The sequence below is a fragment of the Auritidibacter sp. NML120636 genome (assembly GCF_003185945.1).
Lineage (GTDB): Bacteria > Actinomycetota > Actinomycetes > Actinomycetales > Micrococcaceae > Auritidibacter > Auritidibacter ignavus.
Window position 1 is genome coordinate 181,738 of record NZ_QHLO01000002.1, and the last position, 26,319, is coordinate 208,056.

At 60.1% G+C, this 26,319-nt stretch carries 21 protein-coding genes; 16 read left to right on the forward strand and 5 right to left on the reverse strand.

The window, feature by feature from the left end; translation table 11 throughout:
- Nucleotides 1-95: 95 nt before the first annotated feature.
- From mihF to DCC25_RS02665, 8 genes are all read left to right on the forward strand, one after another.
- The gene (gene mihF / locus DCC25_RS02630) at nucleotides 96-425 is read left to right on the forward strand and encodes an integration host factor, actinobacterial type (protein ID WP_110100514.1); all 330 of its coding nucleotides are present in this window, start codon (nucleotides 96-98) and stop codon (nucleotides 423-425) included.
- A gap of 188 nt (nucleotides 426-613) precedes the next feature.
- Nucleotides 614-1,279 carry a guanylate kinase gene (gmk, locus tag DCC25_RS02635; protein ID WP_110100596.1) on the forward strand — a complete coding sequence of 222 codons (666 nt, stop codon included), beginning with the start codon at nucleotides 614-616 and terminating at the stop codon, nucleotides 1,277-1,279.
- A gap of 49 nt (nucleotides 1,280-1,328) precedes the next feature.
- On the forward strand, nucleotides 1,329-1,721 hold the full coding sequence (gene rpoZ, locus DCC25_RS02640) for a DNA-directed RNA polymerase subunit omega (protein ID WP_110100515.1): 393 nt from the start codon (nucleotides 1,329-1,331) through the stop codon (nucleotides 1,719-1,721).
- 49 nt (nucleotides 1,722-1,770) lie between these two features.
- On the forward strand, nucleotides 1,771-3,003 hold the full coding sequence (gene coaBC, locus DCC25_RS02645) for a bifunctional phosphopantothenoylcysteine decarboxylase/phosphopantothenate--cysteine ligase CoaBC (RefSeq protein WP_110100516.1): 1,233 nt from the start codon (nucleotides 1,771-1,773) through the stop codon (nucleotides 3,001-3,003).
- 180 nt (nucleotides 3,004-3,183) lie between these two features.
- Nucleotides 3,184-4,011 (forward strand): Ltp family lipoprotein, encoded by an 828-nt coding sequence (locus tag DCC25_RS02650; protein WP_110100517.1) that lies wholly within the window; start codon nucleotides 3,184-3,186, stop codon nucleotides 4,009-4,011.
- 195 nt (nucleotides 4,012-4,206) lie between these two features.
- Nucleotides 4,207-5,421 carry a thiolase family protein gene (locus tag DCC25_RS02655; protein WP_110100518.1) on the forward strand — a complete coding sequence of 405 codons (1,215 nt, stop codon included), beginning with the start codon at nucleotides 4,207-4,209 and terminating at the stop codon, nucleotides 5,419-5,421.
- Nucleotides 5,422-5,586: 165 nt separating this feature from the next.
- Nucleotides 5,587-6,792, forward strand: a complete 1,206-nt coding sequence (gene metK, locus DCC25_RS02660; RefSeq protein ID WP_110098517.1) for a methionine adenosyltransferase — start codon at nucleotides 5,587-5,589, stop codon at nucleotides 6,790-6,792.
- Between the two features lies 1 nt (nucleotide 6,793).
- Nucleotides 6,794-8,917, forward strand: a complete 2,124-nt coding sequence (locus DCC25_RS02665; protein ID WP_233487863.1) for a primosomal protein N' — start codon at nucleotides 6,794-6,796, stop codon at nucleotides 8,915-8,917.
- Here the strand turns inward: DCC25_RS02665 and DCC25_RS02670 are convergent.
- On the reverse strand, nucleotides 8,914-9,942 hold the full coding sequence (locus DCC25_RS02670; RefSeq protein WP_110100519.1) for an alpha/beta fold hydrolase: 1,029 nt from the start codon (nucleotides 9,940-9,942) through the stop codon (nucleotides 8,914-8,916). The two genes, DCC25_RS02665 and DCC25_RS02670, sit on opposite strands and share 4 nt — an antisense overlap.
- 50 nt (nucleotides 9,943-9,992) lie before the next feature.
- Here DCC25_RS02670 and glpK point away from each other — a divergent pair, with 50 nt between their 5' ends.
- The 8 genes from glpK to DCC25_RS02710 all read left to right on the forward strand — a co-directional run bounded on the left by glpK (nucleotide 9,993) and on the right by DCC25_RS02710 (nucleotide 21,423).
- On the forward strand, nucleotides 9,993-11,507 hold the full coding sequence (gene glpK / locus DCC25_RS02675; protein WP_110100520.1) for a glycerol kinase GlpK: 1,515 nt from the start codon (nucleotides 9,993-9,995) through the stop codon (nucleotides 11,505-11,507).
- A 329-nt stretch (nucleotides 11,508-11,836) separates the two neighbouring features.
- Nucleotides 11,837-12,577, forward strand: coding sequence for a hypothetical protein (locus tag DCC25_RS02680; RefSeq protein WP_110100521.1), 741 nt, complete (start codon nucleotides 11,837-11,839; stop codon nucleotides 12,575-12,577).
- A gap of 89 nt (nucleotides 12,578-12,666) precedes the next feature.
- Entirely contained in the window at nucleotides 12,667-15,165 is a 2,499-nt protein-coding gene (gene leuS, locus DCC25_RS02685; RefSeq protein ID WP_110100522.1) for a leucine--tRNA ligase, read from the forward strand.
- 13 nt (nucleotides 15,166-15,178) lie between these two features.
- Nucleotides 15,179-16,147: a DegV family protein gene (locus tag DCC25_RS02690; RefSeq protein ID WP_110100523.1), complete on the forward strand. Its 969-nt coding sequence runs from the start codon at nucleotides 15,179-15,181 to the stop codon at nucleotides 16,145-16,147.
- Nucleotides 16,148-16,227: 80 nt separating this feature from the next.
- The gene (locus DCC25_RS02695; RefSeq protein ID WP_110100524.1) at nucleotides 16,228-16,977 is read left to right on the forward strand and encodes a ComEA family DNA-binding protein; all 750 of its coding nucleotides are present in this window, start codon (nucleotides 16,228-16,230) and stop codon (nucleotides 16,975-16,977) included.
- Nucleotides 16,958-19,510, forward strand: a complete 2,553-nt coding sequence (locus DCC25_RS02700; protein ID WP_110100525.1) for a ComEC/Rec2 family competence protein — start codon at nucleotides 16,958-16,960, stop codon at nucleotides 19,508-19,510. The genes DCC25_RS02695 and DCC25_RS02700 overlap by 20 nt, the downstream gene beginning before the upstream one ends.
- A gap of 5 nt (nucleotides 19,511-19,515) precedes the next feature.
- Nucleotides 19,516-20,508, forward strand: a complete 993-nt coding sequence (gene holA / locus DCC25_RS02705; protein ID WP_110098404.1) for a DNA polymerase III subunit delta — start codon at nucleotides 19,516-19,518, stop codon at nucleotides 20,506-20,508.
- Nucleotides 20,509-20,529: 21 nt separating this feature from the next.
- Nucleotides 20,530-21,423 (forward strand): GIY-YIG nuclease family protein, encoded by an 894-nt coding sequence (locus tag DCC25_RS02710; RefSeq protein WP_199445860.1) that lies wholly within the window; start codon nucleotides 20,530-20,532, stop codon nucleotides 21,421-21,423.
- 694 nt (nucleotides 21,424-22,117) lie between these two features.
- On the opposite strand, the gene DCC25_RS02715 is transcribed toward DCC25_RS02710, so the two are convergent.
- Genes DCC25_RS02715 through DCC25_RS02730 form a run of 4 tightly spaced genes read right to left on the reverse strand, consistent with a single transcriptional unit; the run spans nucleotide 22,118 to nucleotide 26,212 of the window.
- Entirely contained in the window at nucleotides 22,118-22,378 is a 261-nt protein-coding gene (locus DCC25_RS02715) for a hypothetical protein (protein ID WP_110098402.1), read from the reverse strand.
- A gap of 2 nt (nucleotides 22,379-22,380) precedes the next feature.
- A complete protein-coding gene (locus tag DCC25_RS02720; RefSeq protein ID WP_110098401.1) occupies nucleotides 22,381-22,878 on the reverse strand; it encodes a hypothetical protein in 498 nt (165 codons plus the stop codon).
- The gene (locus tag DCC25_RS02725; protein ID WP_110100526.1) at nucleotides 22,878-25,586 is read right to left on the reverse strand and encodes an FtsK/SpoIIIE domain-containing protein; all 2,709 of its coding nucleotides are present in this window, start codon (nucleotides 25,584-25,586) and stop codon (nucleotides 22,878-22,880) included. Before DCC25_RS02725 ends, DCC25_RS02720 begins: the two co-directional genes overlap by 1 nt.
- Entirely contained in the window at nucleotides 25,583-26,212 is a 630-nt protein-coding gene (locus tag DCC25_RS02730; protein WP_110100527.1) for a hypothetical protein, read from the reverse strand. The genes DCC25_RS02725 and DCC25_RS02730 overlap by 4 nt, the downstream gene beginning before the upstream one ends.
- Between the last annotated feature and the right edge of the window lie 107 nt (nucleotides 26,213-26,319).

Sequence of the window (26,319 nt, forward strand, 5' to 3'; positions counted from 1 at the left end):
TTCACTCTGCTCTGTGGCGAGTTTCTGGACAGCGGGAACATTTGCCCCCGCCGAAGGATTGCACTGCCGATAAAACCACAGAGAGAGTGAGAGAAATGGTCTTGGAACAACTTAGTCCTGCTGAACGACAGGCCGCCCGAGAAAAAGCGCTGGAAGCTCGCACCGCCCGAGCAGAGCTGAAAGCTGCATTCGCCAATGGAGCGATCACGTTGGAAGATGTGTTCTCCATCGCCGATCTCGATGACGCCATTGGTCGGATGCGGTGCATCGACCTGCTCACGGCGTTGCGCAGTGTTGGAGAAGTGCGCGCTACCACGGTGATGGAAGCCTGTGTGATTTCACCCAAGCGCCGATTGCGTGGTCTTGGTCGTCGCCAGCGGGAAAAACTGATTGCCTGGCACAACGCGCGTCTTGCCGTAGAGTAAACCTTTCCCCGCGGTGATCGTGGCCACGTGCGGATCGCTAAGCTGGATAAGGTGGGATCAGGCCCCGCGGGACGTGACCAGTCCTGGCCGAGTCCTGAGATGACCGATGTATCCAGATCCGACGAGGTGACACTGTGGAGTCCGAACGCGCCGATCAGCCCGCTGACGAACAGCCTGTGGCCCCGCCGATGCCGGGTCCCCGTGCTTTTCAACCGCGTCCAGGCCAACCCGACCACCCGCAGGTCACGGTGCTGGCTGGCCCCACAGCGGTCGGTAAGGGCACGGTGTCAACATACATTGGGGATCACTACGCCAACGTGTGGTTGTCGGTATCGGCCACCACCCGGGCACCACGACCCGGAGAAGTGCATGGCAAACACTACTTCTTTGTCACCACCAACGAGTTCCAGGACCTCATCGAGGCCGGCACGATGCTCGAATGGGCGGTGGTCCACGGCAAGAACATGTACGGAACCCGCAAAGATACCGTGGACGAAGCACTCCGATCCGGTCAGCACGTGCTCCTGGAGATCGATTTGCAAGGTGCCCGACAAATACGACAGACTATGCCTGAAGCACAATTCGTGTTTCTTGCCCCGCCGAGCTGGGATGAGCTGGTTCACCGCCTGACCGGTCGAGGGACCGAGTCACCCGAAGAACAGCAAAGACGGCTCGAAACAGCTAAACTAGAGCTTGCTGCCGAACCAGAATTTGATGCGGTCGTGGTCAATGACACCATCGAACAGGCTGCGGCAGAACTTGTGACCCTGATGGGCCTCGACCCGGGGAAACAAAAGCCCCGAGCATGTGGTGACACGCCCGTGACCAGGGTAGGACAAGACCCAACAAGCTAAACGACACTGAATGGTCTCCGCATGCTGCGGAGAGGTGACTGGAGAATTTGTGACTGAACAGTACGAAGGCATTACTAATCCGGCATTGGATTCCCTGCTGGAGAAGGTGGACTCCAAATACGCGCTGGTGCTCTTTGCCGCTCAGCGTGCCCGTCAGATCAACGCGTACTACTCGCAACTCCACGAAGGTCTTTTCGAATACGTCGGACCGCTGGTAGATACCAAGCTCAACGAGAAGCCGCTGTCGATTGCACTACGCGAGATCAACGACGACCAGCTGGAATACAAGCACGCCTCCGAGGTACAGCAGCCGGCTGAAGAAGAAGAGCTCGATGACTTCAGCGCCTTCGAGATCTCCGATGACGAAGATCCCTTCGCCCTGCCAGCTGATGAGGACGAGGTCATCCACAGCGAGTCCGAGGACAACGAAGACAACAAGTAGGGAACCTCTCATCGTCGATCCGGTGTGAGCGTGTAAGGGAGACCATTCGGTGCGCATCGTCCTAGGTGTCTGTGGAGGCATCGCCGCCTATAAGGCCGCGTTGTTGTTGCGGTTGATGACCGAATCGGGACATGAGGTCCACGTGGTCCCTACCCGCTCGGCACTGAACTTCGTCGGTGAAGCCACCTGGGAAGCCCTGAGCGGCAACCGGGTGCACACTGACACCTTTGAAGCCGTCGACGAGGTCAACCACGTACGTCAAGGCCGTCACGCCGACCTGGTCATCATCGCTCCGGCGACCGCAGATTTTCTGGCACGCACCGCCGCTGGTCTGGCACCGGACTTGCTGGGCAACATCATGCTCACCGCAACCGGCCCCATCCTGGTCGCCCCGGCGATGCACACCGAAATGTGGTTCAACCCCGCCACCCAGGCCAATGTGGCTACCCTGCGCGAGCGCGGAATCGAAGTGCTCAACCCAGACTCCGGACGACTCACCGGAACGGATACCGGTCAAGGCCGCTTTCCCGAACCAACTGCTATTTGGGACCACGCCCAAAACCTGGTATCTCCATCAGCCGGGGCGCTGGAAGGCAAACACCTGGTGATCTCGGCCGGCGGCACCCGGGAACCACTGGACCCCGTGCGTTACTTAGGTAACCGGTCTTCGGGTAAACAAGGCGTGGCCCTGGCCGTGCAAGCCGCCCGCGCGGGCGCTCAGGTCACGCTCATCGTGGCCGCCATGGACATTCCGGCTCCTCAGCACCCGCGCATCGAGGTCGTCGAGATTGAATCCACCCGTCAGTTGCTTGATGCGGTCCTGACCCACGGACGTGGCGCCGACGTGTTGATCATGGCCGCGGCTGTGGCGGACTTCCGGCCCCGCACGGTAGGAGAGTCCAAGATCAAAAAGACCGCCGAACAGCCCGTGCCGGTCATTGAACTCGAACTAACCGAAGACGTGCTGGCCACCACGGTACAAGCCCGCGATGACGGGGAGAACCTGCCGGGCCTGATCGTGGGCTTCGCCGCCGAAACCGGGGACGAACACGGCGACGTGCTGACCTACGGGCAACAAAAACTCGAGCGTAAAGGCTGTGAGATGCTCGTGGTCAACCAGGTTGGTGTTGGCAAAGTCTTCGGCCAAGACGACACCGAAGTCACCATCCTGTACGCCGACCACCGTGAGCCCGTCGCCGCAGTGGGAACCAAAGACCAGGTGGCTACAAAGATCATCTCTGCCGTGGCTGAGCAGCTGTCAGCCCGGCGGTCATGGGCCTGATCCCGACCCTGATGAAACGCCAGAGTCTTATCATGTCTGTGGTGGCTCTTAGCCTTTGAGAAGATCGGGCCAGCGACTGCCACAGTTGCTCGCGCTGATCACCCGTTGATCATTCACACCTCGTGTCGTGGCCTCTCGGTTTCGACCTGCGGTGAGCGCTCACAGACAGGACAACCCATCATGGCGCAGTATTATCCACCCACCCAACCACCTGCTCATTTCCGCAACCCCCTTCCGGACCAGACTCCTCCCCAGCAGTCTCAGCCCAAACGTCCCTGGTACAAGCTCAAACGAACGTGGTTGATCGCTGGTGGACTGGGGCTCTGCGTTCTGATCGGAGGCCTCGCAGCTGGAACGGAGCAACCCGAGGCAGAACCCATGGCTGCCACAACCACCGAGGACACGACGCCGGAGGTCAAAACACCGACGCCAACGGACACCGAACCAGCCCTCGACACTGATCTCGAGGCCGATATTGCCTTGGAGTCTGAAGGCCAGGAGGCATCCGACGTGCCACTCGAGGCCGCGTCTGAGGCACCTACTGCTAACGTGAGCCCGACTGAAGAAGAAAACCCAGTGAGCGAGGCGGAGGCGAACGCGGTCAGAGCAGCAGAATCGTATCTTTCGTACTCGGGATTCTCCCGATCTGGACTCATTGATCAGCTCATCTTCGAAGGATTCACCGAGAAAGAAGCCACCGCTGCGGTTGACAGCCTGACGGTCGATTGGGGTGCACAGGCGGGCAGATCAGCCGAAAGCTATCTGAGCACCATGGCGTTCTCGGAGTCTGGTCTGATTGAGCAACTGGAATTCGAAGGGTTCTCCACTGCGGATGCTACTGCCGCCGTGGGGCAAATGACGGTTGACTGGAATGAGCAAGCTGCCCAAAAAGCAGAGAGCTATGTATCCATGTCCGGTTTCTCCCGGTCTGGACTCATCGACCAGCTGAAGTTCGAGGGATTCTCTGATTCCCAGGCGGCCTATGGAGCTGACTCAGTCGGTCTGTGAACCGTCACGCCGACCAGATCATGACCACCAGGGCCTGATCTTTTGCCAGGATGATTAGCCAGCGGACAGAAGATCAGGCCTGTGGTGTGTCTGCAAGCATGTCAGCGACAATGTACCGGTCGGTTAGTGGCGACCACACTAGAATAATCACCCAGAAGTGATCTAGGGCACTCTCATAAAGGAGAACGGACCGCCATGACCGCTCTACAACCCGCGTACGTCTACGACGCAGTGCGCACCCCCTTCGGCAAAATCGGCGGGGGACTGGCGGCCGTGCGTCCGGATGACCTAGCCGCTCACGTGATCGGCGAGCTCGTCAAACGGGCGCCGAATTTGCCCAATGAACTCTCTGAAGCCGACCAGATCGACGAAGTGATCTTTGGCAATGCCAACGGGGCTGGAGAAGACAACCGCAATGTTGCGCGCATGGCCACGCTCCTGGCTGGGCTCCCAGTATCCATTCCCGGTACCACGGTCAACCGCCTGTGCGGTTCCAGCCTGGATGCAGCGATGGTCGCCTCCCGCCAGGTCGAGGTCGGTGATGCCGATCTGATCCTCACCGGTGGGGTGGAGTCCATGTCGCGAGCGCCCTGGGTGTTGCCGAAAACCGATCGCCCGTTCCCGATGTATAACCTGCAGCTATCCAATACCGCGCTGGGTTGGCGACTGATTAACGACAACATGCCGGCTGAATGGACGGTCTCGCTAGGGGAGGCCACCGAGCAGTTGCGTGAGAAATTCGGGATCACTCGCGAACGGATGGATGACTACGCGGCCCGTTCCCACCAGCTGGCGGCCACCGCCTGGGACAACGGCACCTACGACAACCTGGTCTCCCCGGTTGTCGGCACCGAGCTACACCGGGACGAAACCATCCGCCCAGAATGTACCCCGGAAACTCTGGCCGGGCTACGCACGGTGTTCCGGAAAGACCACGGCACCGTGACCGCTGGTAACGCCTCGCCCATGAACGACGGAGCAGCCACGGTGTGGATTGGATCCGGCAAGGCCTCCGAGATTCTGGGGCTGGAACCCCTCGTGCGCATTGCCGGACGCGCAGCCTCCGCTAATGAGCCCCAGTTCTTCGGGTATGCGCCCGTGGAAGCCACCAACCGTGCTATTGCTCGGGCGGGAATTACCTGGGACGACATCGCAGCGGTGGAGCTCAACGAGGCCTTTGCCGCCCAAACCCTGGTCTGTTTGGACGCCTGGGGTGTGGACCAGGGGATTGTCAATACCTGGGGTGGAGCCATCGCGCTGGGTCACCCGTTGGGTGCCTCCGGGGCTCGCGTGCTAGGGACCCTGGCTCGACGACTGCACGAATCCGGAGACCGCTGGGGTGTGGCGTGCCTGTGCATTGGAGTCGGTCAAGGTCTGGCCGTGGTCGTGGAGAACATCAACGCACACTAAGAGGTTCCGGAAGCGACTCTGGGCGCTGGCCGGGTTGCGAGCAAGATAACAGCTCGTGACTTCTGGACTGCAGGTGCTCAGCGCTGAGCGGTAGAATGGCGAACCGTGACAGCTCAGCATTCTTCTCAGAACACCACCGGTTCCGGCTACGCCCATTACGAGGGCGTGGGCTCGGGCGAGTTGCGTCTGTTCACCTCAGAATCGGTGACCAGCGGACACCCCGACAAGATCTGTGACCAGATTTCGGATGCCATCCTGGACTCCTTATTGGCCCAGGACCCCAACGCTAAGGTCGCGGTGGAAACGCTGACCACGACCGGGCTGGTGCAGGTTGCTGGGGAGGTGCGCACCTCCGCTTACGTGGAGATCCCCGAAATTGTGCGCAATACGATTCTGGGCATCGGCTATGATTCCTCGGCCAATGGGTTCGACGGCGCAACCTGTGGTGTCAATATCTCCATCGGACAGCAGTCCTCGGATATCCACTCGGGCGTGTCCCGCTCCCTGGAGGCCCGCGACGGCTCAGTCGACCAGATTGATCTGCAAGGAGCAGGCGACCAGGGCATCATGTTCGGCTACGCCACCAACGAGACCCCGGTCTACATGCCGGCCCCGGCCTATTTAGCCCACCGACTCTCGGAACGACTGACCACGGTGCGGAACCTGGAATCCACCCCGATGTCCTACTTGCTACCGGATGGCAAAACCCAGGTCACCGTCGGCTATGACCAGAACCACCGACCGGTGACCGTGGAAACCGTGGTGGTCTCCACCCAACACACCTCGGACGTGTCCCAAGAGACGGTCCGTGCTGATGTGATCAAGCACGTCATCAATCCGGTACTGGCCAGTTCCGATCTGGACTACTCGAACGCTGATTACATTATCAATCCCGGTGGACCCTTCGTGATTGGTGGTCCAGTCGGGGACGCCGGATTGACCGGTCGCAAAATCATTGTCGACACCTACGGTGGGATGGCCCGCCACGGTGGTGGCGCCTTCTCCGGTAAGGATCCCTCTAAGGTGGACCGCTCGGCGGCCTATGCGATGCGCTGGGTGGCCAAGAATGTGGTGGCCGCCGGGTTGGCTGACCGGGCCGAATTCCAGGTGGCATACGCACTAGGCAAGGCCCGCCCCGTTGGTCTGTACGTGGACACCTTTGGGACCGAAAAGATCTCCCACGAGCAGATCATTGCCGCGGTGAATCAGGTCTTCGACCTGCGTCCGGCCGCCATTATCTCCAGCCTGAAATTGTTGCGTCCGATCTACGCCAAGACCGCCACCAACGGCCACTTCGGGCGGGAAGATCCCGACTTCACCTGGGAACGCCTCGATCAGGTGGAGGCATTGCGCGCGGCTGTAGGCTGGTGACGTGCCACCCACCGATGCGCTCTTTGACCTACCTGTCCCAGAGCCATCCCTGCCACCACATCCCACCGGCTGGCCCGACCGGCCCGTGGCAAAGGTCTTGCTGGAATCCCCGGTCCCGCATTTAGACCGGCTATTCGACTACCTGATTCCGCCCGAACTGGATGCCCCGGCGCAACCGGGGGTGAAAGTCAAAGTCCGGTTCGGTCACCAGACCATGGCCGGCTGGCTGGTCGAGCGCACCGACACCATCTCCACCCGGGCTACCCTGACTCCGATTCGCACCGTGGTCTCGGCCCTGCCCGTGCTGACCGAGGATATCTACCGGTTGGCCACCACCGTGGCCGCCGACTACGCCGGCACGGTTGCTGATGTTCTCCGGGCTGCCATCCCACCGCGAGTGGCAAAACTCGAACGCCAATGGGCCCAGGACCACGGCACTGTGCGGGAACCGGTCTGGCCCGAACACCCCGAGCAGACTGACCAGGAATCGCCGACCGTGGACTGGACGGTGTTTCCCGGCTGGGAAGGGCTCTTTGCAGAACCCAGCCCCGAAGACACTGCGACGAGCTTTGCGCTGAGTCTTCCCTCCAGCTTCGGCGCCTGGGACTCGATGGCGTTGCTCGCCGATGCCGCCGCCCGGACCCTGGCACGGCAGCAGAGCAGCATCCTGGTGGTGCCGGACCTCAAAGACCTCGATCGGCTCGAGCGACGTGTCGCCGACCGGGTGGGGCAGCATCACTATGCCCGGTTGGACTCCCGACAAGGGCCCACCCAGCGCTACCGGTCATTCCTGCAGATTCTGGCCGGCCACCGGCACGTGGTGATTGGCACCCGGTCGGCCATCTGGGCCCCGGTGCATCAGCTGGGGCTGGTGGCGGTGTATCAGGACGCCGACGATCAGCTCACCGAACCCCGAGCACCCTACCACCAGGTCGCCCACGTCGCCCGGCGTCGTACCGGTGCCACGGCCGAGACGACTGCACCGGCACGGCTGTTGCTGGTCTCGCCCTCCCGCAGTACCGCGACCCAATACCTGGTTGAGACCGGCCAGGCCCGAGACATCAGCCCGGAGCGCCACACCCGCCATCGATTAGCCCCGCGGGTAGTCTCCACCGCCGACAGTTTTCATGCCAGACGCGACCACATGGGGCCCCATGCACGACTACCCGGTCTGGCCTGGCAAGCCGCCCGCGAGGGACTAGACGGTACCCGCACCCAGGGCGTAGGTGGTCCGGTGTTAGTCCAGGTGCATCGGGCCGGATTTATCCCCGGGGTGTTTTGTACCCGGTGTCATGCCCCGGCCCGGTGTCCGAACTGTACCGGTCCGCTGAGCTTCACCGACCGGATGGCGGCCGCCAGTGGCGAACTGGCCTGCCGATGGTGCGGAGCCCGGCACCGCGACTACCGATGCATCAACTGCGGCAACTCCCGACTGCGGGCCGGCGCTCGGGGCGTGGACCGCACCGCTGACGAGCTGGGCCGGGCCTTCCCGCAGGTGCCGGTGATTTCCTCCTCGGCCGACCACATGGTCGCCAGCATCACCGACGAGCCCGCCCTGGTGGTGGCCACCCCCGGCTCGGAGCCGGTGGCCCCCGGCGGATACGCCACCGCGCTCTTGCTGGACGGGGACGCGCAGCTACAACGAGAGGGACTGATGGTTCCAGAGACGGTGATGAGCCACTGGATGCAAGCCGCCACGCTGGTGCGTTCGGCATCCGATGGGGGACTGGTGGTCGTCACCGCAACCCACCAAGAGATCGTAGGAGCCCTGGTGCGGATGAACCCGGTCAGTTTCGCCTCCCGCACCCTGGCCGACCGGGCCGAGCTGGGGTTTCCGCCGATCACTCAGGTGGCCGAGGTGACCGGCACCAGTGCAGAGGTGCACAAATTTATTGCCGGCGTGCAGTTGCCTTATCGTGCCGAACAGTCCCCGTGGATTGGGCCCACCCCGGTGGAGGCCACGGTGGAAGCTACCGAGGAACCCCGGTGGCGGGCTCTGCTGTTCTACCCGCACCGGGTGGCCAGCACCGTCCAGGCCGCTTTGCGGGCTCAAAAGGCGGTGCTGTCTGCCGAACGCTCGGCCACCAGCGTGAAAGTTCGCATTGGGGGAGTGCGCGAGCTCTAAGCCACCTCACTCATCCAGTCGGTCAGCAACCTGCCGATGGCCGGGGCCTGTTCGTAGTGCATCAAATGCCCGGTCTCGGCAATGACCTCCAACCGCACGTGAGACGAGGGACCAAACCGTGTGGCCAACACCCGCTGGTCATCCACCGAGGCCAGCGGGTCTTTCCCACCGGCAATCAGCAACACCGGGACCGTGATGTCCGGAGCCGCCTCGGCGACGGTGGTGGAGATGGAGGCCTGATAGGCCTGTAACAGGCTGTGGGGAGTGTCGAACTCCGAGAAGTACTGCTGGTGTTGGTCGTGGGTGTAGGCCAGGATACGACGGTCGTCGGTCTCTGACATCACAGCACCGGTGGCCCACACCATCGGACTGGCTGATAGCGCCCACCGGCCCAACCCGGAGGGCAGGCTCGCACAGGCCCGATAGAAGCCAGCCGTGACTGCGGTCCCGACGCGCTCAAACCAGGAGCCATCGGTTGCTAAAGCTGGGCGGGCAATGGGATTCAGCAATGCCAGCCTGCGCCAACTTGATGAACGAGACGTGGCGGTTGCGGCCGCGTAGCTGGCCACAATCGAACCAAAAGAGTGCCCCACCAGCCACGGGGAGGTGCTCAGGCCCAACGCCTCGGGTAGCTGATTAATGAGCGCAGCGAAGTCCTCCGACCGGTGCGGAGCGGTGGGAAGGGCGGGGGATGCCCCGAAACCGGGTAGGTCCGGGATATATATCTCGTGGTCGGCTAAGGCGTCGGCTACCAACTGGAGCCCGTGGTGGTCGCCACGGAACCCGTGGACCATCACCACCGGATCGGGACGGTGAGCAGTACTGGTTTGGGTGGTGCCTGTTGCCGGACGGTAGTGGTAGAGAACCGTGGGGGTGGGCTCCCCGGAGACCGGGTCGGCCAGCCACAGAAGACGGCGTTCGGGAAAGCGCATCGGTAACCCGGTGAAGGTCGCGGTATCACGCACCGGGGTGGGCGGACAGAGCTGGTCGCGGAAGCGAATGCGGGTCGGGGAGTTGGTGAACACCCTTTCAGCCTAGTGTGAGATGGGCTACTGAACGGTTAGGGTGAGGAACTATGGCGGAATCTGTGGTGATGAGTCTCGATATTGGAACAACCTCCTCGCGGGTGGTGATTTATGCGGCCGACGGCACCCAGGTGGCTCTCGCGCAACGGGAACACCGCCAGTACTTCCCTCACCCTGGCTGGGTGGAACACGATGCCGGAGAGATCTGGCAGAACATCCGGGAACTGATGGCCCTGTGCTTAGCGCGTAGCCGGTATACCGCTTCGAATATTGTCGCCATCGGGATGACCAATCAGCGCGAAACCACCGTGGCCTGGGACGTGCAGACAGGACGTCCGGTCCACCGGGCCATTGTCTGGCAGGATACCCGCACCGACGAGATGGTCGCCCGACTGGCCGAGCGCTCGCCACGGGTCCGAGAACTATCCGGTCTTCCGGTGGCCTCCTATTTCTCGGGGCTGAAAATGCGGTGGCTATGGGACCACGTCCCCGAAGTCAGCCAGCTGGCTGCAGAAGGTCGATTGTTGTTCGGCACCATCGACTCCTGGATTTTGTGGAACCTCACCGGCCGGAGTACCCATGCCACCGACATCACCAACGCCTCCCGTACGTTGCTGATGAACCTCACCGAGGGTGACTGGGACCGGGAACTCATCGAGCTGTTGGGCTTGCCAGTGGAGGAGACCCTGGCGGCCCTGCCGAGTATCAAACCCTGTTCCGGCCACTTCGGCACCGTGGCGGATGGGTCGGGATTTACCGGCATCCCCATCACCGGCATATTGGGCGACCAGCAGGCCGCAGCTTTCGGCCAGGGGATCTTCCACTCCGGACAGGTCAAAAACACCTATGGCACCGGATGCTTCGTGCTTCACAACACCGGTACCGAGCTCGTGCGGTCCTCGCACGGACTGATTACCACCGTGGCGTACCACCTGCAGGGAGACGACGTGCACTACGCGCTGGAAGGCTCGGTGGCTCAAGCCGGCTCGGTGGTGCAATGGTTACGCGACCAAATTGGGCTGATTCAGACCTCGGAAGAGATCGAGGAACTAGCCGCCACCGTAGCAGACAACGGTGGTGTGTACTTTGTGCCGGCGTTCTCCGGGCTGTTCGCGCCCTACTGGCGCTCGGACGCCCGTGGCACCATGATTGGCCTAACCAGCTACGCCACCGCCGGACATATTGCGCGTGCGGTGCTGGAAGCCACCGCCTTCCAAACCAGCGATGCGCTGGTCGCCGTCAGTGAAGACACCGGCATCGATGGTCCCGAGGTGCTACGGGTTGATGGGGGAATGACCGTCAACCACGATCTGATGCAGTTCCAAGCCGACCTGTTGCAAATCCCGGTTCAGCGGGCCTCGGATATTGAAACCACCGCCCGTGGGGCTGCCTTTGCTGCCGGCCTCGGTGGGGGCTTGTGGACCGACCATCACGAGGTTTCCTCGCTGTGCCAGCCCGGACACGAGTGGACTCCCAACATGAGCGAATCAGACCGTCAGCGTCTCCTGGCCGGCTGGGCTCAAGCCATTGAACACACTATTGGGTGGAACCCTACGAAAGAGTAGATTTGTGGAGCCATTCGGATACTCCCGAGTCGTCTCGTTCCGTCCCGTCATCGCACGGCACGGAAAGCTCTGAATCCTCACCGGAGAAGAGCTCTGTTCCCGGCGCTGGAAGTGATCACCCTGAACAGACTGAAGAGTCTGACCAGGAGGTCTCAGGTGAAGGTAGCCTGGCTTCGACCGGTTTGGCTACCTTCTCAGCCGTCGTCGCCAGCACGAACCCCTAGCCCCTCACGACACCGACCCCACAGCGGTGGATGCTCCGTGATGGTATTCACGAGCCGTTCACTGCTGTGGGGTCTTTGTGACTGACGTCGGCGTAGCATGGTCTCATGTTCACCGTGACAGCTCTCGATGGTCTGGCACCTGAGGCACCGTGCGATGCCCTTGAGGTGACCGTGGAGCTTCGCATAGCGCCGACAACCCAGGCCACCTACATCAAGGCCACAGCCGCTCAACCGACGGCCGACACCCTGGTTGTCAGGGCAGCTGGTGACAGTAGCGACAGGACCGCTACCGCCTCCACCTCTGAGGCACCTCGTGACCTAGGTATACAGCTCAGGGCAGGCCTAGAAGAGCTCGAGTCACTGGCTGGTGCGCGGATTGCACTGGGAACCACCCTGGGTCAAGTGGAATTTGACAAAACAGTAGCCACCGGCCAGCTCGTGGTCACCGCCGAACACCCCGGACTAATCACCGTCGGGGATGTCATTCGACCCATTCCTGTCGGAGTCAGCTTCGCCCAACGCCATGGGATGTTCCCCCGCATGCCGGACGGCCTCGCCGATGCCTGGTCGGGCTCTGCCGAGAATGCCCGATTTGCCCCACGCTATGAGGTGCGACTCGAAGGGCTCTGGGAGGCGGGCCTGGTTGCCGGCTTGCACCCTGAGGTACAGTGGGCAGGCTCCGAGGACGGAGAAGTGCTGGAGCTATCGCTTCCGGGGGAAGCTGGGCAACGCGTCTTTTTGATTGATCTGGAAGAACCCAACAGCCAAGAAGAGATCGATGCTGTCCAGGATCTGGACGCATGGATGACTGAGATCCGTGCGGAACTGACCGAGGACCTACACTAGACTAATGACGTTATGGCCCCGTGCCACCAGCTCACCGGCTCACCCGCGGTGAGCCCAACCCCACCACCCACCTTTCGAACAGGAATCCAGTGACTGACTCGACTTCACCAGCCCCCGATCACCACGAGACGGACTACGATTTCCGGACCCTGGAGAAACGCTGGGGGACCTACTGGACCGAGCACCGCACTTTCGCTCCTGCTGATGATGGCAGCCAGGAACGACGCTACGTCCTGGATATGTTCCCGTACCCGTCCGGGGACCTGCACATGGGCCACGCCGAGGCCTTCGCGATGGGGGATGTGGTCTCCCGGTATTGGATGCTCAAAGGCTACGATGTGCTCCACCCGATCGGATGGGACTCTTTCGGTCTGCCGGCCGAAAACGCCGCGATTAAGCGCAATAGCCACCCGGCGGAATGGACCTACCAGAACATCGAAACCCAGAAGGCATCCTTCCAGCGCTACGCCATCTCGGTGGACTGGGACACCGAGCTGCACACCTCAGACCCGGAATACTACCGCTGGACCCAGTGGCTGTTCCTGCAGTTCTACAAGCACGGGCTGGCCTACCGGAAAAACTCCCCGGTGAACTGGTGCCCGAAAGATCAGACCGTGTTGGCCAATGAGCAGGTCGTCGACGGCGCCTGCGAGCGGTGTGGCACCCAGGTGACCAAAAAGAGCCTGAACCAGTGGTACTTCAAGATCACCGACTATGCCGACCGCCTGCTCGACGACATGGAAGCCCTGGAAGGCAAGTGGCCGGACCGGGTGTTGGCCATGCAACGCAACTGGATTGGTCGCTCCACCGGGGCGAATGTGAACTTCCAGATCGAAGACGGCCCGGAGATCGAAATCTATACCACCCGTGCCGACACGCTCTACGGTGCCACGTTCATGGTGGTGGCCGCCGACGCTGAGCTGGCCGGTGAACTCGTCGATGACGAGCACCGCGCCGAATTGGAGGCCTACCAGGAAGAGCTGAAGAAAGTTTCCGATATTGAGCGTCAGGCCACCGACCGGGACAAGACCGGCGTGTTTTTGGGGCGCTACGCCATCAACCCGCTGTCCGGAGAACGCATCCCGGTCTGGGCCTCGGACTATGTGCTCTCGGACTACGGCACCGGGGCGATTATGGCCGTGCCCGCTCACGACCAGCGCGATATGGACTTCGCCGTCGCCATCGGCCTACCGGTGCGCCAGGTAGTCGACAACGGAGAAGACAACCCCGAAGAGACCAAGGTCGCCACCGTCGCTCACGGCACCCTGGTCAACTCCGGAGAACTCACCGGCCTGGACTCTACCGCAGCCCAGGCCAAAGCCATTGAGTCGCTGGAGGCCCGAGGAACCGGACGGGCTGCGGTGAATTACCGGTTGCGCGATTGGTTGCTATCGCGGCAGCGGTTCTGGGGCGCCTGCATCCCGATCATTCACTGCCCGGACTGCGGTGAAGTCCCGGTGCCCGAAGACCAGCTTCCGGTCCGCCAGCCCGAGAACCTCACGGGTGAACAGCTGGCCCCGAAGGGCACCTCGCCACTAGCGGCCGCTACCGAATGGGTCAACGTCGACTGCCCGAACTGTGGCGGTGCCGCACAACGAGATACCGACACCATGGACACCTTCGTGGACTCCTCCTGGTACTACATCCGGTATGCCTCCCCGAACGTGGACACCGCCTGCTGGGACCGGGACGCCGTGGACCGCTGGCTACCGGTTGACCAATATGTCGGCGGTGTGGAGCACGCGATCTTGCACCTGCTGTACTCCCGGTTCTTCACCAAGGCCCTCTACAACATGGGGCTGGTCTCCTTCGTGGAACCGTTCTCCCGGTTGCTCAACCAGGGGCAGGTTCTCAACCAGGGCAAGGCGATGTCCAAGTCTCTCGGTAATGGTGTGGACCTGGGTGAACAGCTCGACACCTTCGGTGTCGATGCCGTACGACTCACCATGGTTTTTGCCTCCCCGCCGGAAGACGATATCGACTGGGCCCAGGTGTCCCCGCAGTCGTCGCTGAAGTTCCTCGCCCGGGCCTGGCGGTTGGCCCGCGACATCAACGAATCCGGTGCGCCAGTCGGTACCGACCCCTCCACCGGAACCGTCTCGCTCCGCCAGAAGACACACAAAACCGTCGATGAGGCCGACACTCTATTGGATGACCACAAGTTCAACGTGGTGGTCGCCCGGTGCATGGAGTTGGTCAATACGGTCCGGAAAACCGTGGATTCCAGCGAGCAAGGAATCGCCGACCCGGCCGTGCGTGAGGCCGTGGAAGTCCTGGCCCAGCTACTGTCCCTGGTAGCCCCCTATACCGCCGAAGACATGTGGGCGCTGTTGGGCCACGAGCCGTCGGTGTCCCGGTCGTTTTGGCCCACCGTCGACCCCGAGCTATTGGTGGAAGACAGCATCACCGCCGTGGTGCAAGTCAAAGGCAAACTGCGCGATAAGTTCGAGGTCCCGACCTCGATTACCGCCGAGGAGCTGGAAGCCAAAGCCCTGGCCTCAGAGAAAGTCCAGAAATTCCTCGACGGCGCCGAGATTCGCAAGATCATCGTCAAGGAACCCAAACTGGTCAATATCGTGACCGGCTAGGACACCGTCTGGTATGGCAACCTACACCCGCTGGCTGACCGACCTGCACACCCGGGCCCGAAAAATCCGGGCCGAGGTGCCCGGTCTGGGACGATACATCAAACCGCCCCGCAAAGACCGGACGGTGATCGTCACCGACACCTCCTCGGCGTTGCCCGAGGCGGTTGCCACCACGCTACCGACCGGCTCCCAGTTGCGACAGATTGCCATGCCGGTGATGATTGGTGAGCAGATCCACTCCGATGGCTCCGCCGATACCAACGATGAGCTCCCCATCGCGCTAGCAGCTGGTACTGCGGTGCGCACCTCCCGGCCCGCACCGGGACAATTCCGGCAACTCTACGAGCGGATCGCCGAACAGGGCTACGGGTCCATTGTCTCGGTGCACGTCTCCGGCAAGATCTCCGGGACCGTGGAAGCCGCCCGGCTGGCAGCCACCCAATCGCCCATCCCGGTCGAGATCGTTGACACGTTGACCTCCGGGATGGCTATGGGATACGCGGTGGTGGATGCGGTGGTCCGTGGCCATAACGGCATTCCGGCAACCAAGCTGGCACAGCTCATTGATGAACAAGCCACAGCCTCGCAGGTGTATTTCACGGTCCCAAACCTGGACCAGTTACGCAAAGGTGGACGCATTCCGCCACTGACTGGTCTGCTGGGGCAACTACTCCAGGTCCGGCCGGTGCTGACCCTGAACGAGGGAGCCATCCAGTTGATGGACCGACCTCGGAATTTTGCCAAAGCCCAACAGATCATGGTGGATAAAGTCGCCCAAGCTGCCACACAACGCCCCATCCGCCTGGCCGTACACGGTTACGGCAATCTCGACTCCGCCATGGAGCTGGCCGCCCGCATCGATGAATACTCCACCGCACCAGTGCCGGTGCTGATGATCCCGGCCGTGCTGGTAGCTCACCTGGGGTTAGGCGCCCTAGGTGTGAGCATCAGCCCCGAGCTGGACTACAGCACCATTCTCTAGACGCACGAGACAAAGGGCCACTGTCCACAGTTGGTGGCCGTGGGCTGATCAGCTGGCCTGCTGTCGGCAAGCTTGGGAGCATGGGCCAACACCAGCATCACCATCCAGCCGAGGGATCAGACACTGCAGTCACCCAGGACAGTTCCTCACCCTTATGGCGGACACGCATTGCCGTCTCCGCGCTGGTGATCTGTGTGATCATCGCCGGAACGTGGTGGCTGTTCCGGTGGCTGTCCATCAACCTGCCCGCATCAGCTGATGACACCGGGGAGGTCGAAGACCGCATCGAGCTCCAAGAAACCGGGGCTGACACTGCGGTTGCTGATGCGGACGGTAGCGACAGTCAGGACAACGGGGCAGATATCGGTGCAGACCAGTCTCACGTGGTGGTCCACGTGGTCGGTGAGGTCGCCAACCCAGGGGTCTACGAACTGACCACCGAGGAGCGGGTCATCGACGCGCTGGATGCTGCCGGCGGGCCCACCGAGGATGCGGTGTTGGAAGGACTCAACCTGGCCGCCCCGGTCCAGGACGGTCAACAGATTCTTGTACCGGATCACCACAGCCAGGACCAGGCTCCGGCCGGATCGGGTGGTGCCAGCACAACCGGTGGTGGGGGAGAGCCAGTAGCCGATGGGGAAGCGGTCAACGTCAATACGGCTGATGCGGCGGGACTGGAGAGCCTGCCGGGTGTCGGACCGGCGACCGCGGAAAAGATCATCCACCATCGCGACCAACACGGACCGTTTGGGTCACTGGCGGATTTAGAAGCAGTCTCCGGTATTGGTCCGGCGACGTTGGAACGGCTCGATGGTCTCGTCAGCTTCTGAAACCCCCGACCTCCGACACAGTATCGAGCCGCCTCGGGTGCTACCGGTCGATATCCGACTGCTTCCGGCGGTGGGAGTCAGCCTGGTGGGATGTTTATGGATTCCGAGCCTCTCGGTCGAGAAGGCCCGAGCGATCCCGTTGCTGTGCTTAGGGCTGGGACTGATCTGTACCGGGTTGTTCTTTCGGTCACGTCGCCGGACGGGTACGCACCGACGCGCCGGGATGGTGGCTCGCCTGACTGCCGTTCTGGCGTTGGGCTTTTGGCTGGCCCTGGCACCGGTCACCAGTGCCTTCCACCAGCGGCTACAGGCCGAAGAATCCGGGTGGGCCGAGGCCGTGGCAGCCCAAGAACAGATCCGAGTCCACGTCGAGGTGGAGGAAACCCCGACGTCCTCGGCAGGACAATTTGGTACTCGCTGGTTCGTGCAGGCCAGTGTCGAGCGATTCGGTACCGAGCTCACCGAGATCGACCACCCGGCCGAGTTGATGATTTCCAGCAACGATGAGCGGTGGGCCACGGTCGCCGTCGGTGACCACCTGTGCCTGTTTGGGACGCCACAGCCGGCTGAGGGATCGGGTACGGTGTTCTTCTCGGCCGATACCGGGCCCCAACCTGGAGACTGTCAGAGGCCAGCAAGCCACGAAAGCACCGGGACTACTGGACGAGAGATCATCCGCTCAGGGCTACGCGAGCACTCTCGCGACACGTTCGGCACCGCCGAGCAACTTCTGCCCGGGCTCATTCTGGGAGACCGCTCAGCGGAAAGCGATGAGCTCAACGAGGCGATGAAAACTGCCGGTCTGAGCCACCTATCCGCGGTATCGGGAGCTAACTGTTCCTTGATTGCCGGTGCGGTGACATTAGCACTGCGCTCTTTGCGGGCACCACCGGCTGTGGTGTTGACCGGAGTGTTAGGGACCCTGGTGATCTTCGTCGACATCGTCGGCTGGGAACCGTCGGTGGTGCGCGCCGGGGTGATGGGTGCGATCTCAGCATGGGTGATCTTCTTCGGACGAGGTAAACACGCCCTACCGGTGCTGTGTTGTGCGGTGATCGGCATCCTCGTGTTCTTACCACAGCTCGCCCAACACCCGGCGTTCCAACTGTCCTTGGCAGCGACACTGGCCATTGTGATCGCCGCTGCACCTCTACAACAGGCCCTAGAAGCTCTGCTGGTGAGGGCTAGGGTCGTACCCGATGTGGTGGCCACCCTCGTGTCGGCGGCGCTGGCTGTGTCCACGGTCTCCCAGCTGGCCTGTCAGCCCATCATCATTTCGATGACCGGTAACGTCAACCTTTTTGCTATCCCGGCGAACCTGCTGGCGGCTCCGCTGGTCCCGTTCATCACGGTTCCCGGAACACTGGCAGCGTTCCTCATACCGGTCCTTCCCTGGGTCTCGGGACTCATCCTGAGCGTGATCGCTATACCCGCAGCCGGAATTGGGGCTATTGCCTTGTGGGTGTCTTCCTGGCCGGCAGCGCTGGTTGCTTGGCCTGAAGGAGCCCTGGGAGGGGTGGTGACTATCCTGCACCTGGCCGGAGCGATGTGCGGACTATATGTTCTGATGCGGTGGCAACGTCGCACCCCACCGGCGGTGACCAGCTACCCTCGCCCCACTCTCACAACACGATTGGCCGTCGCGATCTGTCCCAGCCGGCTGGTGCGCCAGAAAGGTCTGGTGATCTGCGTTGTGGTGGTGTTGGTGGCGCTGATGGCTCAGATCGCGGTGCTGGTTCCGGCACCACAACAACGAGTCGGTGAAAACTGGGTCATGCTCGGGTGCGATGTCGGACAGGGAGACATGTTCTTGATTCGCACTGCAGAGAACTCCGCAATCGTGATCGATACTGGCCCAGAAGACGACTTAGCCGCCGCCTGTCTGAACCGACACAACATTGACCACGTGGAATTACTGGTGGTTACACACCACCACGAGGACCACTACGGAGGAATAGATGGGGTCCTTCAGGCAACCGACACCATCGAGTCGGTGCTGTACTCCACGGCAGACGAGACGGCCAGCCTGCCACTAGATAATTATAGTCTGGTCGTCCACGCCGAACCCGGGATGCAGGGTGGCACCACCGGAGACGTGGCCGATGAGGAAATCATGGTCGACTGGCAGGTAATTGCGGCCGATCGCAACGCCACCAACGAGAACAACGCGTCCATCGTCATGCACCTGCAGATCAGCTACGACGGAACCAGCCTCTCGGTGCTCACCACAGGAGACCTCGAAGAAGACGCGATGGCACGTTTGATTCGTGAGGATGAGGTTCCAGAACACATCGATGTCCTGAAGGTCGGCCACCACGGCGCTCGCAACGGTGGAACGGAGATCATTCACCATCTTGAACCGAGTGTGGGTCTTATTGGTGTCGGTGAGGAGAATAGTTATGGACATCCAGCTGATGAAATCGTGGAGGCGATTGAAACCTACGGCTCAGTGCTCAGAACCGATGAACATGGTCACTATGGTTTGGAAGTGGAAGACAACGCACTAATCCCGTCGACTGCGCGACTAGACTAGAGACCATGCCCGCTGGTACCAAACGCGCCTCCACCGCCTCCTGGCGGACCGTTGAACCCGCACCGATCATGTTGTTGCGTGGTCCGGAAGATTTCATCGCGATGCGGGTGACTGATCGTGTGCGGGCTACCGTACGGGAGCAAGAACCAGATCTGGAAACCCACCGACTCTCCGCAGCTGACTACGAGCCGGGCCAACTGACCATGTTGGCGAGTCCTTCGCTGTTTAGCCAAGCTAAATTGATCCAGGTCGATGACCTACAGAAAATGAACGATGCGTTCCTCGCCGAGGCGTTGCAATACGTCAAGGACCCGGCCGACGATGTCACTTTGCTGATGCGACATACCGGGGGTAACCGGGGTAAGAAACTTCTCGACGTCCTCAAGAAGTCGGGCACCGTGGTCGAGTGCGAAAGCATCAAGTCTGACCGCGACAAGTTGGAGTTTGTCACGCAAGAGTTCAAAGTCCACCGTAAAAAGGTCGCCTCCGAAGCTATCCGCGCTTTGGTGGACGCGGTCGGTTCCGATATGGGTGAATTGGCCTCAGCTGTGGACCAGCTGATCTCAGACGTGGAAGGCCCCGTGACCGAGCAGGTCGTCGACCGCTACTATGGCGGGCGTGTGCAGGCCACCGCATTCAAAGTCGCCGATGCCACCTTAGATGGCCAGATCGCTCAAGCCGTCGGACTGCTCCGGCATTCCCTACTGACCGGCGTCTCGCCCGTGGCCATTACCGCAGCGCTGGCAATGAAGGCCCGCCAAATCGCCAGAATCATTGATGCCAGAATTGGGCAAGGACAAATTGCACAGACCCTCGGTGTTGCGCCTTGGCAGGCCAAGCGAATTGCGGCAACCACCCGCCGCTGGACCGCGCCGGGGATCGCTCAGGCCATCGAGCTGATTGCTCAGGCAGATGCCGAGGCTAAAGGCCTGGCCCGGGACCCGGACTATTCAGTGGAACGCATGATCATCCGGGTGGCACAGGGCACCAGACGCTAGGGGGAGAGATAGACACCAGTGGTGGGCAGAACAATACAACTTTTCCTCATGGATGGCACGGCCAACGGCCGGAAGAAAGCGACCCTACGAAATTGGACCGGAGTCACCCATCTCATCCCTCGCACGATGCTTCAAGAGGCGAAATCTCGAGATGATCTGAAACAAACCGGCGTGTATTTCTTGGTGGGTACCGAAGACGAAACCCCAAAGGTCTATATCGGCCAAGCCAGAGAACGAAAGAACGGCAAGGGCGTTCTCGGGCGGATTCTTGAGCATATTGGTCAGGACGGCTTGGACTATTGGACCCACGCGATCGCCATTGTGACCTCGGACGATTCCTTCGGGGCCACCGAAATCAGTTTTCTCGAAAACAGCTTCTTTACCTTGGCCAAGGACGCTGGGCGATTCAGGGTCACCAACGCCAATGACCCGTCGCCGGGTACCGTGACCGAAGAGAAAGAAGCCGAGCTTAGAGAATTCATAGCCAACGTTAAACTAGTCGTCGCAGCACTGGGATATAAGATGTTTGACCCGGTTGACGAGTCCAAGGACCACAACGTGGTCAATCCAGTCGAGCAGGAACCGGCTGATGAACCAACGCTGTACTTCAGTTACGCAGGAACTGAAGCTCGAGGACGGCAAGCTAGCGATGGATTCATCGTGCTGGCAGGTGCGAGGTTGAGGCCCGATGATGACATCACCACCAGTGGCGAAAGGCGCGGTATTCGAAAATTGCGAGAAAAGTACCGAGACCATATCGGCTCGGATGATGTCCTCACATCGGATTTGCTACTCGGTAGTCCTTCCACTGCTGCATGCTTTGTGGGTGGCAGTAGCCTTAATGGTCTCGATCTGTGGAAAAACGCTGATGGGCTGACTCTGAAACAACTTGAGGCAAAGGAACGGGAGCTGTAGAAGCTCAGTAATCACAGGTGATGCGTTCTCGTTGCTGAACTCATCTTAGAGTTTCGGCGACACGTTCCGTCACCGGGTGATCCAGACAAAAGGTTATCCCTCGTATCAGAGCCGGTCAGTATAGGAGCGTGCCGCGCGGGCTATTGCGATAGCTTGTTCATGGGCGTTTCTTGCCGCGCGGTGACTAGTTTCTAGCGAGATGGTACTTGAAATATCTGTCATAGAACCCGAAAGACCACCGATGTCTCGACTCAAGTCCCAGCTTTCCCGTGCAAAGGAATCGGCTTCGCGAGCCAACTCGTCCAGAGCGAATATGAGACGTTCAACTTCTGATGTCATCATCATCTCCTTGAGGTTTCGTGGCGTTCTGCCTCCTGTTGCAATCTTCGAAGCCGCGAGATTTCAGCTTCGAGACGGTGCACCTGCGACAGGACGGCGTGTGCCGAATCGCTGAGTCGTTCCCGAGTAGAACGTAGTTGCCGGTGTGCTTCTGTCGCTGCGCCGACCATATGGTGATGCTGTTCTGAAATACTCCCCGCAGTGGCAAGATGCGCTCTCTCGGCGATCGGTTCGAGACGGGCAATGAGTCTTTCGCAACGGCCACTGGCGGATGAAATCCGATGCCTAAGGTTCTGAAGCTCAGAAATCTCGGATTTGAGTCGAGAAATTTCTTGTGCGTACATTAAAACGGTCCTTACAAATTATGTGCATAATCGCGGGCGACACGGCTGGCTCTCTGTAGTGCAAGAACCGCTTGTCGTACTTGGCGTTCCGCATCGTCTACGGTGGCCATCAGTTCCTGATCTTTCCGCTGAGTGCTACCACGCAACGTATCGTTAATGCGGACTCGTTGCTTGTTGAATTCATGGCTATAGGCACTGAGACTCTCACCGGTACGTTGCGTGTCGGCGGAGAGCTCTAAAGTCAGGCCACGAAGATTTTCGAGAACGGACATCACTATCCTCCTAAGTACATGAGTGCGGCTCTGATCAGAACGACAACAGCTCCGATCGTGGGAGTAAGAATTGCCATCAGCAAGAGAACCCGGTTTATGATGCGGGAACTGCGGGTTTCGTCATCGAAACGTTGGATCGCCTCCAGCTGGGCGTGATCTCGACTGACGATTTCCCACTCCTGCCTTAACCGCTCACGCTCGTTGTCGATACGATTACTGTCTTCGAAACGAATAATGTCTTGTGGCGGGGTCGCTTCGGATCCGGTGCCTTCCGCGAAGTCGACAGTGTCCTGCCACATCTTTTTCACCCGGGCTGAGGTTTCCTCGAGCCGCCGCATTTGGGAATCATGCTCGTGTTGCGCCGTGTGGATCGAGGACGTTCGTGTCTTGTCATGCCCGGAGATCTGGCGTTCAAAGGATGAATCTTCCTTCAGTAAATTCTCAACCAGCGTCCGGTAACGGGCGACGGCTTCTGCGTTCGTCAGTGATCCACCGTTCATCAATTCGTCTCCTTCAGCAAGGGGGCTTCATAGGGCACGGCAGTCAACGTCGATCCTCCGGTGCCCCGAGAGTGCAACACGAAACGTGGTGAGTCAGTCGGTATTGGGAAGTTATATTCTTGTGTGACGTCGAGCAGCGTGTTTTTGTCTTGGTTGACGAGCGCATAGCAGCCGATGACATTACCGCGATACCCGAAAACCGACTTGACCGACTCAATGCTCCCGAAACGAAGAACAAACCGGAGATTGGTGCTTGGTGTGTCGCCAATCTGCTCTGCGAGGAAGTCAGAAGGATCGAGTCGCGTAAAACTATCCGGATCTGAGTTCAGGCGGTCGCTAAGACCACGAATCTTCTGCAGACCGAGCATGATGATGGATGCATCGCGCATCGTTGGTAGTGAGTCCGCAACAAATTCGCTGGCCTGCTCCCGTGCGATGTACCTGAGCTGACGAGCGAGTGCGGGCTCACGGGCTTCGAGACCGTCGAGCCAGGCAGGGCGGGTTGCAGAATCAACGTTGACCACGAAGATTTGTTCCTGGGGGCGCGCGAGATAGAGAGATCGGACCGCGGCCGCCAAGATGCCAGCGGTTTCACCACCGCTGGCTCCAACAACAGCCAATGCTTGATTAACATCATCGTTCATCGTGTAGGTCGCCGACTGCTCCTCGACGCTAAGCTGGCGGCCCAGGTCGAGAACGATATCTTCGGGATCGTCGGTTTCAAGGTCCAACTTGCCGTGTGCGCTGAACGGCATGTAACTGTCAGGGGTGAACCTAAACGGATAACGGCGTATTCCTCCAGCAGACTGCTCCCACATATGGGTCTGAAGAGATGCTATGAACGATCGGTCGGCGAGGGCACATATTCCCCGTTTATTTTTATCGACATCTTCGCCGATATTCTCGTTGAGTATGACTTCGCCACGATAGGTTAAGTCCGCGGCAGCTCTGTTTTCGTGAGAGAAGAACATCTCAGATTCGCTCGCGTTATTCTTCAACGATAGGCGCGCGTGAAACTGTCCCAAAACCGAATCCCGTTTGCTGTGAAGTGCCTCGATTCCGGACAGAGCTTGCGAGGCCAAAATAAGATGTGTGCCTGTGGCACGACTTTGCCTGGACAACTGCTCGATGAGTGTGACAGCTTCTTCGGACTGAGCGTTATTCCCCGAGAACGGTACTTGGAACTCGTCGATAACGACGACCAATCGGGGAATCTCATGGCCCATACGGCGGTAGGTTTCGTAGTCTTCAGCTCCGGCGTTTTGGAAGAGTCTTTTTCGCTTCTCGACCCGTTGCTGGATGTTACGCAACGCTATAAGTCCATCTTCCTGACGCGTGTGGAGGCCCAGGAGAGAGGCATGGGGTAGCCAGTTTTCCCCATTCTTGTCGGGACCGAACTTCTTGAACTCAAGACCTTCCTTGAAATCCAACAGATAGAGTTCGAGCTCCTCAGGCGGGTACGCGTAGGCCAATCCGTAGACGATATTAAGCAGGAGATTGGACTTGCCCTGCCCGACAGCACCACCGATCAGCATATTAGCGATCGGCGGCGATGCGCCACGCAGTCGCACGATCAGTGGCTCTTTTTGATATCTGCCAATGACGGTTTCGAGACCGTCTATAGCACTCGACTGCCAGAATTCGACATCACTATCCCGGAGCACCGACTGAAGCGGAATGACCGGACCTTTTGCCTCCCGGGCGGTTCTAACAGCGTCCTTCACGACATCTCGTACAGCCGTCGAGTCGTAGGAAATGTGAGTCTGAAATCGGTCAGAGGGAGGGTATCCGGCAATCTCTATCGAATGTGGATGGACAATAACGTGTTCACAGCCGGAAAGGATCTTCTCATCGGCGGTAACGAGATCTTCGTCCATATCGTGGTCCAGCGTGCGCAAGACAATGAGGAACGCTCCCTTATTCGCAACGTGACTGAACTTGGCCAGTCGCTGTGCTCCTTCTTTATCGAGTCCCGCTGGATAGTCGAGCAAAACCAGCACGTGGTATTCGCCTTCAGGGGTATCGAGTGTTTTCCAATACTTAGACAACGATGGGGACTGTACTTGTTTGAGCATGGACGCCGTTTCTTGTACGTGCGCAAAGATCTCGCCCAAACGCTGGCGTAGTTCGTGCACTTCTGACATAGGCTTCGGTGCGGTTTGCGGTCGTGCGTCTTTGAGGGGTCCGAAATCGGCGAGTTCACTACTGACATTGGGGTCGAAGAGACTCAGCCGCAGGTGTAGGGCGGGTATTTGGGAGACGACATCGGCGACCACAGACCGTACTAGCTGTAGGGCGAGTTCGCGTGTCTGCTGGGTTGAACTGATAACGACCCCTGAACTATCGATCAAAGGAATGCTGAGCGGGGCCTCATCCCCCCGTTGTCCGTGAATGGTCCCAACCCGAGTAAGGGGATTTGGGGCACGGACTCCTCCATTCTCAGGAATGTCTCGAACACGGGACGATGGGTCTGCTTTTCGTAGTTCGCTGAGTAATCGTGCGACCGCGTTCTCGCGGGAAGCTGTGGCAGAAATTTCACCTGATCGATAGACGGCCTCGGCGTCTTGGATTGCGTGCTGGAGCTGTTCGCTGGCTTCAGCACGATTTGCGGAGATTCGCTTTTCAGCATCTGTTTGGGCAACGTGAGCTTGTCCTGCCAGTGAACCGATGGATTGTCGAAGATGAGCGATGCGTGTTGTGATATTCACGGGAATCCACCTTTCTCTTCTCGGTTCTTGGCGAGCAAGTCAAGTGTGGTGCACAGCACGAGCGCGATCACGATGGTGATAAATGGTGAGAACGCATACGGTGTATCGACGTCTGAGAAGACAACGGAGGTTGCAACCACCAAGTCTGCCACGAGTGCTAGGCCAAGAGCGCTCCAGAATAGCTTTCTTGCTTGGTTCCGGCCACCTAGTGGAGACAAAGGTCTCCAAATGATGGCTGCAAACCAGAGGATGTTGAGAATCAGTGGTGCGAAAACCATGTTCTCCGGTGGGGTGACGTCCTCGGGGATTATAGATAAAAAAGCGTCCCAGCCGGTGATGAGCTGAAATGCGCATACAAAAGCGGCGACCTCTGTGAGCAGGAGCGCGGCGAACCCGGCGTAACCGAGAGTTACTCGTTCGCGGGCTGCCCACTCGGGGTCAGTTAGAGTTCGGCGAGCATCACGAACATGATGTTGTTGAGACTTTCGCCCCTCGGCGGAAATAAGTTCGACGGTTCGATCGGTAGCTTGATCGATGACACTCGGCGAAGCATCGTGCGGAATGGACAGCATCTCGGCGGCAGTCGACGGATCCAGTCGTTTCGGCGAACTCTTGGGAATTGTCAACGCGGACCTTTCTACAAGCGGTGGTTCTCGTGCCGTGATGTAACCGATGTTACATTAACTATCAGGCATCTGTGCTGGAAAACACATCCAGCAGATCTTGTACAGGA

Coding starts and splice junctions, on each gene's coding strand:
- gmk (WP_110100596.1), top strand. CDS start 614: ATGCCGGGTCCCCGTGCTTTTCAACCGCGTCCAGGCCAACCCGACCAC.
- DCC25_RS02700 (WP_110100525.1), top strand. CDS start 16,958: ATGGTCTCGTCAGCTTCTGAAACCCCCGACCTCCGACACAGTATCGAG.
- DCC25_RS02720 (WP_110098401.1), bottom strand. CDS start 22,878: ATGAACGGTGGATCACTGACGAACGCAGAAGCCGTCGCCCGTTACCGG.
- DCC25_RS02655 (WP_110100518.1), top strand. CDS start 4,207: ATGACCGCTCTACAACCCGCGTACGTCTACGACGCAGTGCGCACCCCC.
- DCC25_RS02695 (WP_110100524.1), top strand. CDS start 16,228: ATGGGCCAACACCAGCATCACCATCCAGCCGAGGGATCAGACACTGCA.
- glpK (WP_110100520.1), top strand. CDS start 9,993: ATGGCGGAATCTGTGGTGATGAGTCTCGATATTGGAACAACCTCCTCG.
- DCC25_RS02680 (WP_110100521.1), top strand. CDS start 11,837: ATGTTCACCGTGACAGCTCTCGATGGTCTGGCACCTGAGGCACCGTGC.
- DCC25_RS02690 (WP_110100523.1), top strand. CDS start 15,179: ATGGCAACCTACACCCGCTGGCTGACCGACCTGCACACCCGGGCCCGA.
- mihF (WP_110100514.1), top strand. CDS start 96: ATGGTCTTGGAACAACTTAGTCCTGCTGAACGACAGGCCGCCCGAGAA.
- DCC25_RS02715 (WP_110098402.1), bottom strand. CDS start 22,378: ATGTCCGTTCTCGAAAATCTTCGTGGCCTGACTTTAGAGCTCTCCGCC.
- DCC25_RS02650 (WP_110100517.1), top strand. CDS start 3,184: ATGGCGCAGTATTATCCACCCACCCAACCACCTGCTCATTTCCGCAAC.
- holA (WP_110098404.1), top strand. CDS start 19,516: ATGCCCGCTGGTACCAAACGCGCCTCCACCGCCTCCTGGCGGACCGTT.